Annotated in this window: 12 protein-coding genes; 9 read left to right on the top strand and 3 right to left on the bottom strand. The window is 55.7% G+C overall.

Annotation, left to right across the window (positions count from 1 at the left end):
* Window positions 1-68 precede the first annotated feature (68 nt).
* The 8 genes from asnB to AC5DDB_RS16760 all read left to right on the top strand — a co-directional run bounded on the left by asnB (window position 69) and on the right by AC5DDB_RS16760 (window position 10774).
* Window positions 69-1982: an asparagine synthase (glutamine-hydrolyzing) gene (gene asnB / locus AC5DDB_RS16795; protein ID WP_491740900.1), complete on the top strand. Its 1914-nt coding sequence runs from the start codon at window positions 69-71 to the stop codon at window positions 1980-1982.
* Complete coding sequence (locus AC5DDB_RS16790; RefSeq protein WP_491740899.1) at window positions 1979-4537, top strand: RIFT barrel domain-containing protein; 2559 nt, start codon at window positions 1979-1981, stop codon at window positions 4535-4537. Before asnB ends, AC5DDB_RS16790 begins: the two co-directional genes overlap by 4 nt.
* Before the next feature lie 58 nt (window positions 4538-4595).
* The gene (locus AC5DDB_RS16785; protein WP_491740898.1) at window positions 4596-5732 is read left to right on the top strand and encodes a glycosyltransferase; all 1137 of its coding nucleotides are present in this window, start codon (window positions 4596-4598) and stop codon (window positions 5730-5732) included.
* A complete protein-coding gene (locus tag AC5DDB_RS16780) occupies window positions 5725-6918 on the top strand; it encodes a glycosyltransferase (RefSeq protein ID WP_491740897.1) in 1194 nt (397 codons plus the stop codon). The genes AC5DDB_RS16785 and AC5DDB_RS16780 overlap by 8 nt, the downstream gene beginning before the upstream one ends.
* The gene (locus tag AC5DDB_RS16775) at window positions 6908-8092 is read left to right on the top strand and encodes a glycosyltransferase (RefSeq protein ID WP_491740896.1); all 1185 of its coding nucleotides are present in this window, start codon (window positions 6908-6910) and stop codon (window positions 8090-8092) included. Before AC5DDB_RS16780 ends, AC5DDB_RS16775 begins: the two co-directional genes overlap by 11 nt.
* Before the next feature lie 83 nt (window positions 8093-8175).
* On the top strand, window positions 8176-9252 hold the full coding sequence (locus AC5DDB_RS16770; RefSeq protein ID WP_491740895.1) for a FemAB family XrtA/PEP-CTERM system-associated protein: 1077 nt from the start codon (window positions 8176-8178) through the stop codon (window positions 9250-9252).
* Window positions 9253-9434: 182 nt separating this feature from the next.
* On the top strand, window positions 9435-9980 hold the full coding sequence (locus AC5DDB_RS16765; RefSeq protein WP_491740894.1) for a class II glutamine amidotransferase domain-containing protein: 546 nt from the start codon (window positions 9435-9437) through the stop codon (window positions 9978-9980).
* A 332-nt stretch (window positions 9981-10312) separates the two neighbouring features.
* Window positions 10313-10774 carry a TraR/DksA family transcriptional regulator gene (locus AC5DDB_RS16760; protein ID WP_491740893.1) on the top strand — a complete coding sequence of 154 codons (462 nt, stop codon included), beginning with the start codon at window positions 10313-10315 and terminating at the stop codon, window positions 10772-10774.
* A gap of 117 nt (window positions 10775-10891) precedes the next feature.
* Here the strand turns inward: AC5DDB_RS16760 and AC5DDB_RS16755 are convergent, their stop codons facing one another.
* Window positions 10892-12364 (bottom strand): DUF1501 domain-containing protein, encoded by a 1473-nt coding sequence (locus tag AC5DDB_RS16755; protein ID WP_491740892.1) that lies wholly within the window; start codon window positions 12362-12364, stop codon window positions 10892-10894.
* Between the two features lie 167 nt (window positions 12365-12531).
* Here AC5DDB_RS16755 and AC5DDB_RS16750 point away from each other — a divergent pair, with 167 nt between their 5' ends.
* On the top strand, window positions 12532-13650 hold the full coding sequence (locus AC5DDB_RS16750; protein ID WP_491740891.1) for a Gfo/Idh/MocA family protein: 1119 nt from the start codon (window positions 12532-12534) through the stop codon (window positions 13648-13650).
* A gap of 98 nt (window positions 13651-13748) precedes the next feature.
* Here the strand turns inward: AC5DDB_RS16750 and AC5DDB_RS16745 are convergent, their stop codons facing one another.
* Both AC5DDB_RS16745 and AC5DDB_RS16740 read right to left on the bottom strand, forming a co-directional pair.
* Window positions 13749-15353: a PPC domain-containing protein gene (locus AC5DDB_RS16745; RefSeq protein ID WP_491740890.1), complete on the bottom strand. Its 1605-nt coding sequence runs from the start codon at window positions 15351-15353 to the stop codon at window positions 13749-13751.
* A gap of 84 nt (window positions 15354-15437) precedes the next feature.
* Window positions 15438-16763 carry a DUF1501 domain-containing protein gene (locus AC5DDB_RS16740; protein WP_491740889.1) on the bottom strand — a complete coding sequence of 442 codons (1326 nt, stop codon included), beginning with the start codon at window positions 16761-16763 and terminating at the stop codon, window positions 15438-15440.
* Window positions 16764-16779: the final 16 nt, after the last annotated feature.

Here is a 16779-nt window from a genome sequence, read left to right as displayed (position 1 = left end):
AGTCGGAGTGGACGCGTTGCGTTCGCACTCGACGCCGATGAGTTTGTGATCGAACTTCGAGGCGTGGAATGTGTGGGATTGCAGGGGTTTTGTATCGAGACCCGGCCCGTTTCGTCGAAAAGTCGACCGTCGAACGGATGGGCCAAGCAATCGCACACCGCGGACCGGACGGCGAAGGGACATTCCGTGACGGACCACTCGGGTTCGTTCACCGCCGACTTTCGATCATCGATCTCGAAGGTGGTCGCCAGCCGATGGGTAATGAAGACGGCCGAGTGCAGGTTGTCTTCAACGGCGAAATCTACAACCACGCCGAGTTGCGTGGGCGACTTGAAGCCAATGGTCATCAGTTTCGCACCCAGTCAGACACCGAAGTGCTGGTGCATCTTTACGAAGACCACGGCCCCGCAATGTGCGACCATCTGCGGGGGATGTACGCCTTCGCCATTTGGGATTCGCGAGAGCAACAACTTTTCCTGGCCCGCGATCGCGTCGGTCAAAAACCGTTGTTCGTTTATCAGGACGAAGAAAAACTCGTCTTCGGTTCGGAACTCAAAGCCATCTTGGCGCACGAGGGAATCGATCGGTCGTTGTCAGCATCGGCCATTCGCGATTACCTCACTTTCGGCATTATCCCTGGTGATCGGTGCGTGTTTCGGCAGGTTCGTAAGTTGCCGGCCGCTAGTTGGATACACATCAATGCGACCAAATGGCAATCGTCACCACAGCGTTACTGGGAGTTGAAGTTCCAAGAGGATCACGCCACCACTTTGGAAGAGTGGAAGGACCGCGTCGATACCAAACTGACCGAAACGATTCAGTCACACCGCATTGCGGATGTACCCGTCGGTGCCTTCTTGAGCGGGGGATTGGATTCAAGTGTGATCGTGTCGCATCTTGCGAGCAGGTCGACTTTGCAAACGTTCTCAATTGGCTTCGACGAACACGCTTTCAATGAACTTCCTTATGCCAAGCAAGTAGCCGAGCAATTCGGCACCCAACACACCGAGCAAATCGTACGAGCCGAAGCGGTCGCGGGGTTGGATCGGTTGATCCACCACTATGACGAACCCTTCGCAGACGCTTCCGCCGTGCCGACCATGTGTGTGGCGGAAGTCGCGGCGAAATCGGTGAAGGTTGTGCTTTCCGGCGATGGTGGAGACGAAGCCTTCGGTGGTTATGCTCGGTACTCGCACGACCTGAAAGAAGACCGTTGGCGACGACGGTTACCGACATGGTTTCGCTCTCAAGTGTTGGCCCGGTTAGCGTCGTGTTGGCCGCAAGCTGATTGGCTACCACGACCGATGCGATTGCGTTCGGCACTGACAAACCTCTCGCGGTCGACTCGGGATGCGTACCGAAACACGCTCGCCATCCGCGACGACGCATGGCTCGGGCAACTGCTCAACCCGGATGCGTTCACCGATGCGAGACCTGGTTTTGACATTACCGCGGCGTACTCGGCAGGCAATGGCGACACATTAGCCGGCATGCTTGCGGTCGATACGAATGTGCTACTGCCAGACGACTTTCTCACGAAAGTCGATCGCGCGAGCATGGCGTTTGGTTTGGAAGTTCGTCCGCCGTTGGTCGATCACGAACTATTGGAACTGACCGCCACGATCCCGTCACGGTTCAAAGTCCGAGACGGCGAGACGAAATGGCTGCTCAAGGAACTCTATCAAGACCGTTTGCCACCGAAGTTGGCACATCGACGAAAACAAGGGTTCGAGATCCCGATCGACACATGGCTTCGCGGACCACTGCGTGACCAATGCGAAGCGTATCTGCTCGCCGACGGTTGTCGTCTTCATGAGTTCGTCCAACCCGATACCGTCCGCCGGATCGAACGGCAACACCGATCGGGTACCGGTCGTCACGGCACGATGCTGTGGACGCTGCTTGTTCTCGGACGTTGGCTCGAAACTTATACCACATCCCCGACGCCAAACGTGGCTTCTGCAAAGGCGGTGAAAGCATGACATCGTTAAAGAACTTTCAGTCGGCAAAGCTGTCAACGACTTCCACCAGCACCATCGTTCCGTTCGCGCTGGATAACCCTTTAAGCCGTGAACTCACAGGCGTTCCAATTTCGCAAGGCGTGTGTTTGCCACGCGGCATGAGTATGGAATGCGATGGTTGGAGCATCACCAATTCGTCCGGTCAACAGGTTCCGGCACAAACGGAGATTCTCGCTCGGTGGCCGGATGGTTCCGCGAAATGGGTGCTCGTCGACTTCCTGGCCAATCGTGTCGCACCAGGCCGTTCGGAATGGCCGATTACGATGGAACCGATCGCAGCCGTCGAGACGAATTTCCATGTCGATCTGACACCGTTGTCCGACAGTCTCCAGGTGCAGATTGACGATCGACCGGTATTGCCTATTGCATTGCGACTGCACGATCAGCACGGTCGTCCCGTTCCGATCACGTGGAATTCCGTGACTTGGGCTGCCTCCGGTCCGGTGCGATGGTCGGCTCATGCGACTGGCAGTTTGGCCGATAACCCGTTGCGTGTCGCGGTGCGAATCGATGTGTTCCCCGCAACCGGGGCGGTTCGGTTGGATGTCACACTGCACAATCCGCAGGCCGCCGAGCATGCCGGCGGATTGTGGGACTTGGGCGACTCGGGTTCGGTCATGTTTCAGGCCTTCATGGTCGAAGTCCCTGCGATTTTTGCGGATGCTTCGAGTGAACTATCTTGGCAGTTAGAACCGGGCACATACTGGAAGAAGAGCGAACACGTCGAGTTCCACTTGCATCAGGAATCGAGTGGCGGAGAGAAATGGCGAAGTGAGGCACACGTCGATCATACGGGTCGCGTGCCGATGCGGTACCGAGGTTATCGCTTGAACGAACCGAATGTCGCTGAAGGAAAACGGGCCGAGCCAACGATCAAAATTCAAAACGCGAGCCAAGTTCTCCAGTGCAGCGTTTCTGAGTTTTGGCAACAGTTTCCGAAAGCCCTTCGAATTAGTGACGACACTGTTATCGTCGAACTCTTCCCCCAAGATTGGCCGGGCGGACACGAACTTCAAGGCGGCGAACGCAAGACGCACACCGTTTGGTTTCACACCTCGCGAACGGATGAAGGCGAAGTTCTTGCTCATGTTCACCGACCGGTTCGCAGTTTGCCTTCCGCGCAGTGGATCGATGACTGCCGAGTTTTTGCGCCGGTCACATGCGCACGAAGCACGGACCGACTCGAACACTATTTGAACGAGGCACTTGGCGGCACCAACGCCGTACCGGCCCGACGAGAAACCACCGACGAGTATGGTTGGCGAAGTTTCGGGGACATCCGGGCGGATCACGAGCAAGCCGAATTCGCCGAAGAGACTCCGATTGTCTCACACTACAACAATCAATTTGACCTGATCTACGGCAGCATTCTGCAATTGGCTCGCACGGGTGATCCCAAATGGTGGCAGTTGTTCGACCCGTTGGCTCGGCACGTGATGGACATCGACATCTACCACACCATGGCCGACAAGGCCGCCTATGCCGGTGGTATGTTTTGGCACACCGACCATTTTCAGCACGCCCGCACCGCGACCCACCGAACGTATTCGAAAGCGAACTGCCCGCAGGGGAAAGACTATGGCGGCGGCCCGAGTAACGAACACAACTACACGACCGGGTTGCTGACGTACCATTATCTCACCGGTTCCACCTTGGCGAGAAACGCGGTCATCGGACTGGCGGAGTGGGTCATCCGTATGGACGACGGTCGTCGAACGGTGATGCGAGTCGTCGACGATGGACCGACGGGGTTGGCGTCTGCAACTTACGATCCAGACTATCACGGTCCCGGTCGTGGGGCGGGGAATTCGCTGAATGCGTGTCTCGATGCCTGGGAACTCACCGGTGAAGACCGCTTCCTGAATTTCGCGGAGACACTCGTAACACGTTGTGTCCATCCCGCAGACGACATCGATTCGCTCGATTTACTCAACGCGGAAGAGCGTTGGTCCTATGTCGTGTTCTTGACGTCGCTGGCGAAGTACCTCGATAGGAAAACTGAGTACCAGCAATTCGACGCAACCTTCGATTACGCACGTGGCTCGTTGCTGCATTATGCTCGATGGATGTTACAGAACGAGAGCCCTTGGCTCGATCGGGCCGACGAATTGGAATACCCCAACGAGACATGGGCTGCTCAGGAAATGCGGAAAGCGAACGTACTGCGGTGGGCGGCTCGGTATGCAGACGATGTGGAACTTCGCCAGCAACTTCTCGAACGTGGCGAGAAATGGGCAGACCGTGCATGGGCCGATTTGCATCGGTTTGAAAATCGCACGGTCGTTCGGTGTGTCTCCGTCTTGATGACCGAAGGCGCACGCGATGCCGCCTTCCGCAACGAGTCGGAACCTCCTCAAATCGATCGGCCTTTACCGACGACGCCATTTCCGCCACGTGCTCCGTTTCTCTCCCAGAAAACACGAGTCAAACGGATGCTGAAACGACCATCCCAATGGGGACGGATCGCGGTCAGACTCATAAACCCCCGACGTTGGCAGTCACATCGTGATGCCTGAACTCTGGCGATGACCCTCGCCATTTTTCCCAGTCAGACTGATTACCGGATTTGTTCGAATGATTGCCCCGACTCACTCGCGTCCTACGGTTTGCCAAGTTGTTCACAGCTTGAATGTTGGCGGTGCGGAGTTATTGGCTGCGACGCTCGCCCGCCGGTTGTCCGACCAATTTCGATTTGTGTTCGCTTGCCTAGATGAACTCGGCCCGGTCGGCGAAACGCTTCAGGCGGAAGGGTTTACCGTTCAGGTGTTGGAACGCCAGCCGGGTGTCGATCGGCAATGTGCGAAACGACTGTGGTCGTTCTGCGAATCCGAGCAAGTGCAACTTGTGCACGCCCACCAATACACACCGTTCTTCCAAACGATGCTCGCCCGTCGCGGACGTGGCGGTTTGCCGATTCTGTTCACCGAGCACGGTCGACATTATCCCGATGTTCGCAAAACCAAACGTGTCATTTGCAACCGATTGCTACTCAAGCGGGACGATCGTTTGGTAGGAGTCGGAGCCGCTGTCCGGGACGCTCTCATCGAGAAGGAAGGCTTGCCGCGTCAACGTGTCGAAGTGATCTACAACGGCGTTGATCTCTCGGCCTTCGGTTCGACAAATGACGAATTACGGAACGATGTCCGCGAAAAACTCGGATTGGCTGACTCCGACTTGGTCGTCATGATGGTCGCGCGATTACATCCGCTCAAAGATCATTTGACGGCCCTCGAAGCGGTGCGGTCACTGTCGAAGTTGCGGCCGGATGTCAAACTTGTGTTAGTGGGAGATGGTGAAGAACGTCCGCGAATCGGTTCGTTTATCAAAGAGCATTCGCTCGTGTCGAACGTGCGAGCGTTGGGCACACGAACCGATGTTGCTCGATTGTTATCGACGGCGGACGTGTTTTTGCTTTCCAGTATCAGTGAGGGAATCCCGCTGACGATCATCGAAGCCATGGCCGCGGGGATTCCTGTGGTGTCGACCGATGTCGGCGGAGTGGGTGAGATGGTGACGCACGGGGTAACCGGTTTGCTCGTACCACCCAAATCTCCTGCCGCGATTGCCGAACAGATTCTCACTGTTTCGTCCGATGAGTCGTTACGGAACGATCTCATTCGCAATGCCCGTGCGAAAGCTTATGAGATGTTTTCCTTGGATGGCATGCTCGACGCCTACCGAACACACTACGAGGAGATGACCGATGTCTGAATCGGACGGTGGTCCCTCGCTGTTAGTGTTCTCTGATGACTGGGGCCGGCATCCGTCGAGTTGCCAACACCTCGTGCGACGATTGTTACCGCATACGCCGACAGTGTGGGTCAACACAATCGGCACACGGACCCCCAAACTGGATCGGATGACGGTCAACCGCGTTTGGGAGAAACTTCGAGATTGGCGACGGGTTGAACGGTCCGAATCCGAGGCTATTCCCGAAAACCTGACCGTTCTGAATCCGCGAATGTGGCCGTGGTTCACGCGGACTTGGGATCGGCGATTGAATCGTGCGTTGCTCACCCGCCAATTGAAACCGATCGTGGAATCCCTACCCCAACCCGTCATCGCATTGACGACGTTACCCATCACTGCCGACTTACCCAGCCAATTGCCGGTGGCGAAATGGGTTTACTACTGCGTCGACGACTTCAGCGTTTGGCCCGGCTTGGATGGCGATACGCTCGCTCGCATGGACCGCGATATGCTTCGTGAAGCGGATGATGTGGTCGTCGTCAGTGAAACGTTGCAACGACACGCGAAGTCCGAAGGGCGGTTACCGATAATGCTCACGCATGGCGTCGATTTGGATCATTGGAAAAGTTTGCCCGAAATTGCAGCGACACCGTTGAACTGCGAAGAACCCATGATCCTGTTCTGGGGCGTGATTGATCGTCGCATGGATGTGCGGTTCTTGGAAGCACTTTCGGGCAGTCTCGAGCGTGGAACGATTGTGCTACTCGGACCGCAACAAGATCCGGATCCGAAACTGTCTCGATTGCCACATGTCGAACTGCGGCCACCGGTACCATTTGCGGAACTGCCAACATGGGCGGCTCGCGCGTCGGTTTTGATCATGCCGTACGTTGACGAGCCTGTGACCCAAGCCATGCAGCCGTTGAAACTCAAGGAATACCTAGCGACCGGTCGGGCGGTGGTCACGCGACAGTTACCCGCCGTGACGGAGTGGGAAGACTGCCTTGATGCCGTCAGCACACCGGAAGCGTTTGCCGACCGAATCATCGAACGTCTTCGCACCGGTGTGCCAGCGAGTCAGCAAACCGCTCGCCAGCGACTCGAGAATGAAAGTTGGGACGCGAAAGCGCGTCGATTGGAATCCGTCTGGACCCCGCACGCAAAGGTGTGTGCAGAATCTATCGAGACCAACTCTTATGTCGAATGAATCGGACCGTCGCCCGTTTGTGTTGCACACCCGTGTCGTCACGGGGGTCGGTGGCGGGCCAGAGAAAACCATTCTCAATTCGCCCCGCTTTCTTGCCGAAGCCGGATACGACAGCGCGTGCGCGTTCATGCATCCGCCGAAAGATCCCGGTTGGGACACGCTCGAAGAACGTGCGGAACTAGCCGATGCGGATATCATTTCCGTGCGTGATGGCGGCCCGTTCGATCCTCGTGTGTTGTTCCAATTGGCACGGATCTGTCGGCGACGCCAAGTGACCATTTGGCATGGGCACGATTACAAAAGTAATGTTCTCGGTCTGGCAGTGGCAAAACTGCACCCGATGAAGCTTGTCACCACCGTGCACGGTTGGGTGACGAATACGCGTCGAGCCGAGATTTATTACCAGGTCGACCGTTGGTCCATGAAGTGGTACGACCGCGTGTTGTGCGTCTCGCCGGACTTGGTCGACCATTGTCTGAATGCGGGGTTGTCGCCGGATCGTGTCCAACTCGTTGAAAATGGCATCATTGCCGAAGACTACGACCGCACGCTTTCCCGTGAAGATGCCAAAGCAATTTTCCATGTGCCAAAGAATCGAATTTTGATTGGCGCTTTGGGTCGACTTTCTCCGGAGAAAGGTTTCGATCTTTTGATCAAAGCCGTCAGCAGTTTGATTCGAGAGGGCCGCGATGTCGGGTTGCTGATTGGAGGCGTGGGCGGCGAACACGATTCCCTGCAAGCGGCGATCAAGTCGGCGGGGATGGAAGATCGAATTCATTTAATCGGACACTTGATTGATCCGCGCGAGTTCTTCCAAGCACTCGATGTATTTGCCCTCAGTTCGCTACGCGAAGGTTTACCGAACGTCGTCCTTGAGGCGATGGCCAGTGAATTGCCGATCGTAGCCACACGAATTGCCGGTGTTCCCCGTGCGATTGACGACAATCAAAATGGGTTGCTTGTGGAACCAGGGTGCTGGGGAGTGCTACGAGATCGTCTTCGAGAAATGTTGGTGTTTCCCGATCGTCGGGCGAAGTTGGCAGCTGCCGCTCGCGAATCCGTCGTGGAGCGTTTCGGTTTCGCCAAACGGATGGAATCGATCGTGAATATCTATCGGGATGTGCTGTCAACTCCAGAGCCCCAAATCGAACGCGAGCCGGCAATCGCTGGATGATCTTGTCTGCCAGTCATCGTACGATACAGCATGACGCATACGACAGCTCACTTCGCAACCCCAATTATCTGACCGAGTCACACATGACATCCTTGCGAATTGCTCCTCCGACGATGGCCTCATCAGAACTCAAAATCGTTGTCTCGCAGATTGCTCCGGCGGATTGGGACGAATACGTTTCGTCTCATGGTTATCTCGGCTTCATGTTGCGTCGTGAATGGCCCGCGATCTTTCAGCGGAGCATGGGGCAACAGCCGTACTTTCTTACGGCCTATGTGAATGGCCGTATCGGGGGCGTGTTGCCATTGTCGTTGCTCGATACATGGCTGTTCGGACGATTTCTCGTGAGTCTCCCCTATCTCAATAGCGGCGGTGTCTTGGCAGACTCCGCAGAGATTGCCGAATCCCTGATCGACCACGCAACTCAGTTGGCGGATGAACTTAATGTCCGCTCCTTGGAACTACGTCACGAGACGAAACACAACCATCCACGTTTGAACGCCGAGAACACCTCCAAAGTCCACATGCGTTTGGCCTTGCCGGAAACGACCGAGCAACTTTGGACGGACTTGAAATCCAAGGTTCGCAGCCAGGTTCGGAAACCGCTGAACGATAAACGCTTTGTCGTCGTATGGGGTCGTCAGGAGTTGCTCGACGATTTCTATCAGGTCTTTTGTCGAAACATGCGAGATCTCGGCACGCCGCCATTTCCGAAATCCCTGTTCGCAGGCATCTTGGATGCGTTCCCGGATAATGCAGAAATCTGCTGTGTTTACTTTGATGGGCAGTTGGCATCGGCCGCGTTATTGGTGCATGGGCCGGGCGTAACGCAGGTGCCCAGTGCCAGCACCATTCGCGACTTCAACCCGACCGGCGTCAATATGCGAATGTATTGGCATCAATTGTGTCGCAGCGTCGAACGCCGACAGCACACCTTCGACTTCGGTCGCAGCACGATCGACAGCGGAACATATCGCTTCAAGAAGCAGTGGGGTGCTCAGGAATGCCCCGCAGTTTGGCAGTCTCTTATTCGAAAGGGTGACCCTGGAGAGATGCGTCCCGACAACGGAAAGTTTCGCCTCGCAATCCGCATCTGGCAAAAAATTCCGATCCGTATCACGCAGTGGATTGGCCCAAAAATCGTCCGGGGAATCCCCTAGTTTTGTACACTTTTGAACTTTTGACTAGATCTAATATCCGTTTCAGGTATCTTGATTGCCAGCGCTTCCAATTTCTTCAAATAGGTAAGTCACGAGTCATTTGACGAATGAGTACTGCGACCTATCGTTTCCCGAGTCAAGTTCGTACTTTTTTGACGACTTAGGGAATCGGAGCAAAGATAATGGCGGAAATGGCCGGTCTTATTCGACACGATGGTGAAAGAATCGATTCCACACGAGTCGAAGCGGTGTTGCAGCGTATGGAACCTGGAACCGGAAACGGGATGGTTCTGCTTGGCGAAGCTGCAATGATTCACACGCGGTATGATCTTGCGACACTCCCCGAGCGTCAGCCGGTTCAAAATGCGGATGGTACGCTCTGTGCGACCGTCTTAGGCTGTCCCCAATGGGGGGAATCTGGACAACAGACCCAAGACGGGCTTGTTCCGCGGGAGTTGCTGGAGTTCTACCAAGCACGTGGCCCGGCTGCCTTCCGTTACTTGTGGGGACAATGGGCGGCGGCAATCTGGGATGCCCCTCGACACCGCTTGGTCCTGGCTCGTGGCTGGGATGAGAGTCCCAATATCTGGATGTCAGACAATGACGATGTGTTCACATACTCAACGCACACTGGCGTTATTGAACACAACCATATACCCTGCATCAAGTTAGGAACCCAACAAACCCAGTTGGTCCGCATTCGCCAGTCGACCGCCGTCCTGGTATGACGAATTCGCAATCGTCATAACCCGATCATCCTCTCCAAACGCGATTCTCCCGAACGAACTGCTATTCGAAACGCGGAATCCGAAAATTTCGCTCTGCGCATCTGTTTTTGTCAACATTTCCTTCGTCAGCAACGTATGAAATGTGAAACGGAGTATGGAACAAAACAGAAGTGATTTGTGATTTTCAGAAAAATTTTGCGTTTCATAAATTTCCTTCCTGTTTTGTCAGACCTATATTTCATGGTCTACCCCCCATTTCTCCAATACACGTCTCTGCGACGCACGAAATCACGAACTTTACGGTGATGCGTGCCGGAGGAAGGAACGCACTCATGGCGAGAAAAGATGCATTGCTCCGACTTCACGAGCGTTTGACCAGCAAACGCGACGCTCTTCGGAAAAAGCTCCTCCGCGAGTTTGAACGTTCCCAAGATTCGGATGTCGGCCTTGAACGTGGCGGTGATGTCTGTGATGCCGCCCTGGACGGCGAATCTGACGAGCTCAATACTCACATCGCGGAGTTGGAAAGCCGTGAGTTAAAGCAAATCGAGCGAGCCATTCAGCAAATTCGCACTGGCCGCTATGGGCAATGCGAGATGTGCGATAAAGCCATCCCGATCGAACGCTTGAAAGCCCTACCGTTCACATCGCTGTGCATTAACTGCCAACGTGTTTACGAGCAAGAAGGCGGAAGTTCCGAAATGTTCGAAGCGAACTGGGAATCTGCCTACGAAATGGAAGGCCGGATGAGCGAGAAAGAATACACGATCGGTGACATCGACGTCCGCGATTGATGACGCCCTGTCACTGACGATGAATCTCCAAAGCCTCGGATAACCAATCCGGGGCTTTTTTTGTCGATGCCTTTCCGCTGATATCCAAGAACGTTGCCTATATACCGGAAAGAAAATTCACGCGATGATGTCGTGCAGGACATGACCGGCGACATCGGTCAAACGAAACCGCCGACCGTTGTAGCGATAGGTAAGTTGCTCGTGATTGATGCCTAAGAGGTGCAAGATCGTGGCGTGCAAATCGTTCACGTGGACTTTGTTCTCAGCGGCTTTGTAACCGACCTCGTCCGACGAACCATAACTCACGCCGCCTTTCACACCGCCGCCCGCCAGCCATGCGGTGAAGCAATGCGGATTGTGATCGCGACCGGGCTTCGCACCTTTCTGAGCAATCGGCAATCGACCGAACTCACCGCACCAGACGACTAAGGTGTCATTCAACAACCCCCGCTGAGCCAAGTCAGTCAGTAGTGCGGCGACGGGTTGATCGGTCTCCCCGGCGAATTGCGAATGATTCCCCTGAATGTCGGCGTGACCGTCCCACGAACGTTGATTTTCCATCCCACCGGAATAAATCTGCACAAACCGCACGCCCCGTTCGACCATGCGTCGTGCCGTCAAACATTGAGCCGCGAAGTGCCCACAGTTCTCTTGATTCAAACCGTATAACTTTTGAATGTGTTCGGGTTCAGCGGACAGATCGATCGCTTCAGGTGCGGCGGATTGCATCCGATAGGCCAGCTCGAAACTCTGAATTCGAGCCGTCAGTTCCGCCTCGGCGGCGAACTGCTCGCGATGCATTTCGTTGATCTTCTTGAGAAAATCGAGTTGGTTTCGCTGTGTGGTCGGTGTGCTGCTCGCTGGGGGCGAGAGGTTTTCGATCGGCGGCCCCTTCGGTTTCAAATGCGTGCCCTGATACACGCCCGGCAAAAACGCGGCTCCCCAGTTCGCGGCGTGACCTTTCGGCAACCCGCGGCCTTTGGGATCGCTCATGACCACAAACCCCGGTAAGTCGCGAGCTTCGCTACCCAGTCCGTAAGTCACCCAGGAACCGACGCACGGAAAGCCCATGCGAGGCAACCCGCAATTCATCATGAACAACGCCGGCGAGTGGTTGTTCGATTCCGTATGGCCGGAATGAATGAACGCCATCTTGTCGACGTGTTCGCCCAGATGCGGGAAGATTTCCGAAACCGGTTTGCCACACTCGCCCCGTGGTGTGAACTTGAAGGGCGACTTCATCAACCCGCCGACGGCATTTTTGAAAAAGCCAGTCGTGTCTTTAAAGCTTTCGTCGAATTCCTTGATCGATTTACCGTCCCACTTTTCTAACGCGGGTTTATAGTCCCAGGTATCGACCTGACTCGGCCCGCCGTTGACGAAGATCCAAATCACGTGTTTCGCACTTGGCGGGAAGTGCGTTTCCTGGGGAGCCATCGGATTGAGTGAGCGACTCGTCGAATTGCTCGCCGCCAGCACGCCTTCGTCGTGCAGCAACCCTGCCAACCCCAACAAACCCGCTCCGGCACCGGCACGTGCGAGAAGCTGACGGCGGGTCCAAATATGTTGATTCATGGTGTTGGTATTCATGAGCTTTGATTCCGCGAAGAGCGCTGCGGTCGATGGTTCCAGTTCCGACTATTCTGAACGGTTTCGACTCATCCGACAACTTCCACTTTTCAATCGGTTGGAAAAATGCAACTGGCTAGCCATGATGAACGCATCAATCTTCGCCCAATCAAAGAGGAAGCCGCCTCATGCCTAACGAATCGAAGAAGTCTTACCGCGTCGGAGTGATCGGCCATACGGGACGAGGAAATTATGGACACGGCATGGACACGGCTTGGCTTTCCAATCCGCGAACGGAAATCGTGGCCGTCGCCGATGCCCATGAATCCGGTTTGCAGGCGGCTCTGAAGAAGTTGAAGGTCGACACCGGCTACGCGGACTATCGCGAAATGATCGAGAAAGAAAAACTCGACATCGTCGCCGTGTGTCCGCGGTGGATCGATCAGCATCACAAGATGATCATGTCGGCCTTGGAGCACGGTTGCCACGTTTACACAGAGAAACCATTCACCCGCACCCTCGCCGAAGCTGACGACATTGTGCAAGCGTGCCAAATGCGTCACCTGCGATTGACCATCGCCCATATTGCCCACTATTCGCCAGTGTTGCCGATCGTCAAAAAGATGTTGCAAGACGGGGCAATCGGCGATGTGTTGGAGATTCGCGCTCGGGGCAAGGAAGACCGACGCGGCGGCAGCGAAGATCTTTGGGTGCTCGGTTCTCACTCGCTCGAATTGATGCAAGCGATCGGCGGGAAGGTCGAATGGTGTTTTGCCGAAGTCCGGCAAGATGGACACCGCGTGACTAAGAGCGACGTGAAAGACGGTCCCGAAGGTATCGGACCGCTTACGGGTGACGGCGTTGATGCAATGTATCGTTTCACGAATGGCATCACCGGCTACTTCAACTCGCACAAGGATGCAGGCGGACGACCGTCGAAGTTCGGTCTGTCGATCTTCGGTAGCAAAGGAGTCATCGAAATGCAGTCGGGTTATCTCAATCCGGCGTTCTGGTTGAAAAGCCCGAGTTGGTCTGCTGCGAGAAGTGAAGCCGAGTGGATTCCCATCACCTCCAACGGCCCTGGTAAAGCGGAGACGCTCAAAGATTTCGATTACCGTGGCGCACACGCGGTCATTGTCAGCGACTTGTTAGATGCCATCGAAAACCACCGCGAACCACTTTGCAACGTGGAAGACGCACGGGCTTCCATCGAAATGATCGCCGCTGTGTTCGAATCGCATCGGCAAAACAAACCAGTCTCGTTCCCCCTCGAAAACCGCGACAACCCACTCACGATGCTCTCGTAAACGAACAAAGATAGAGAGTGTGCCACGGCTCTGTGAGCCGTGGTTTTCTGGCGTATGGCTCCGCACGGCTCACAGAGCCGTGGCACCCAAGGTATTGATCACGGTTTGCGAACCGTCAGCCAGAGATCGGCGATCGGTGAGTACGCACCCGGAGCAGATGCAGTCGCGGTGTGTTCCTGAACCGTGTCGGTGTCGATCGTTTTGCCGACGATTTGAAACGGTTGATTCACGGCGAAGTCTTTCGCGGCGGTCAATTCCAGTTCGACTTTCTTCGCGGAATCGCCTTTGCCTTCCGAACGAACCGGCTTTGCAGTCACGCCATCCGGAAGTCCGGCTGCTGCGATTTCGAGCACAGTCGCCAAACCGTTTTCACGCGTAATCGTGACGGGAATCTTCAGCGACTCGCCCGCCTTCAACTCAAACGCATCTTGCGCGATCGACAAGGAAAAGTCCTGCGGCTTTGGACCAATCTGCAACTGATACGCATATCGCAAGCCGCCGTGCCCAAACAGATCCGACACTTCGATCTGGAAGGTCCCGTCGCTAGGAATCTTGCGTTCGAGGACGGCATCAAACTCATTGCGTTTTGGGTCGTCGACGCGGGCGATCTCGGCTCCGTTCGCATCCAATAGCCGCAACACGGGATCGAGTTCCTGTCGATATGAACGCGATTCCGCCCGAAAAACCAACGTATCGTTCTTCTTGGCGTCAAACTTGAACACGTCCGTCTCGCCCGGTGGATCAATGCGACCGCCGATTGATGTCGGCGTGGGAATGGTTTCACCGGCATTCGATTCCGCGCTAACCGAAGTCGCCAAGATCGGCACACGAATGATCCCTGCGGCTTCTGGATGAGAGACGATGGCTGTTGCTTTCGCTGCATCGCGCGTAGTGATCAATCCACCAAAGTCGGCGGGAAGATTCCAACCGATTGCTTGCAACGGTGTATCTTCACTCGTAACCGCTAGCGGTTCGACGTGATCGAGAAACGGGCCGGTCGTGAGGGTCAAACGATAGATATAAGTGTTGTTGCCGGCGAAACCGATCGTGCTATTCGGTGCCTCCGGAAACGCGAACACGCGGACCGAATACTCGCCATCTTTCGGAGCCGTAAACACGCACAGCGGATCAATACCGCGTGCATCATCGTTCTGCAGCAACACGAACCCCTCCGGCGAAAGCACCTGCAACACACCGTCCATCGGTGATCCGAATTCGTGAGCCGCCAGCGATGCGACGAGTGTTTCGCCCGTCTTCAAGGGAATCGCGAACGTGTCCACATCGCCCGATTTTGCCAAGCGACCGTTGACCGTCATCTGAGACGATTCCAGAGTATTGGCCTTCTCAGGCGTTTCGTTCGGTTCGGTTTCGTTGAGCTCCTTCAGTGTGCCGATCTCGAACGGTCGGACCGACGACGCTCCCTCCGCATTGTAGAGTCGAATCCAACACGGCCCCGGTACTGCTTCGGAAGGAGCAGTGACGCGGAACTCGTTTTTCTTCTCATCCACTTCGATCGTGACATCGTCACGACTGCACCACACGGAAACCGGCCGATCACCGATTTTGCCATCGACTGTTATCGTCGCTGTCGTGCCAGCCTGCATTCCTGTAGGGTACAATGCCGTCACAGACGGTTTTTCCGCAAACGCCGTTACGGTGAGGGCGAGGGACAAGAGGCCAGAGACCAGGTAGGATCGTGTCATTGATTTACTATATCTCGCCCGTTGTCTCTTCGAATCGGTGCGTTAAATGCACCCCACAAAACCCTAACCCCTAAATCCTAATCCCTACATCAATTCGCTGATCGGTGTCGGATCGGTCACGAGGTGCGTGGGGCGACCTTGAGGTGTGTAGAGGACGGTGTTCGGGTCGATCCCGAGTTTGCTGTAGATGGTGGACGCGAAGTTCTCGGGGCTCTTCACATTATCGACGGCCGAATAACCAGCCCGGTCGGTGGCACCGACGATCGTTCCGCCGGGTGTGCCGGCACCGGCCATGAGGACGGACATCGCATTCGACCAGTGATCGCGACCGGCGTCTTTGTTGATCTTCGGCGTGCGACCGAATTCGCCGAGCATCACGACGAGTGTCGAATCGAGCATACCCCGGTTATCGAGATCGCGAATCAAGGTGGCGACCGTTTGATCGACCTTCGGCATCCGCTTGTTGAACGAGTCGAACAGACCACGGTGATGGTCCCAACCGCCTTCGTATAGCGTGATAAACGGCACACCGGCTTCGACCAATCGTCGAGCAAGTAACGCACGTTGGCCGAATCCGTCGCGGACATATTCGTCTCGCAGTTCGTCCGGTTCGCTTTGAATATGGAACGCAGCTTGAGCTTCCGGCGAAGTCACCAAATCCATGCCTTGTTCGTAGTATTCATCCAACGCGGGCACCGGATCGGACGCGGCCGCTTCGTTCATGCGGGGCAATTGGTCGACGAGTTTTCGCAGGTCAGTCCGACTGGAGAAGCGTTCGTTCGTCAAACCGTTGGGCAAAGCGACGTCTCGCACGCGGAAGTTCGAACTGGATGGGTTATCCGAAACCACGAACGGGGCGTACTTTGCGCCGAGGAAGTTCGGGCCACCCGATCGGGACATACTTGGCATCGAGAAATACGCCGGCAGACCGCCGTTGTTACCCCGATGGTAAGCCGTCGCGGACCCTAAGCTCGGATGGAAACTGACGAATGCTCCACAACCCACTGGAATTCGCGGCGGTGCACCGGTCATCATGTAGTGGTTGCCGGCCCCGTGGTTGCCTTGGTTGTGTCGAATGGACCGAATGACCGCGATCTGGTCCATCATCGCTGCGAGTTTCGTGCAGTGCTCCGAGAAATGCACGCCGGGCACACTGGTGTTGATCGCCGAGAACTCGCCCCGAATTTCCGCTGGCGCGGTCGGTTTTGGGTCGAAGGTTTCGTAGTGCGACGGACCGCCATCAAGCCAGATCAGAATGCAACTTTTTGCCTGGGCGGCAAATTCCACAGTGGGAGCGGCAGAAGCTTTCAGCTGCAGAGCATGTGCGAGTCCGCCGCCGGTGAGTGCGGTCAGACCGAGTTGCAAGCAGCTTCGGCGAGTCATTCCCTCGCAGTTTCGATGAATTGGCATGGGAGCCTCGGCAGGG

It is taken from the genome of Thalassoroseus sp. (genome assembly GCF_984380535.1).
This window is presented reverse-complemented; position numbering and strand designations above follow the sequence as displayed.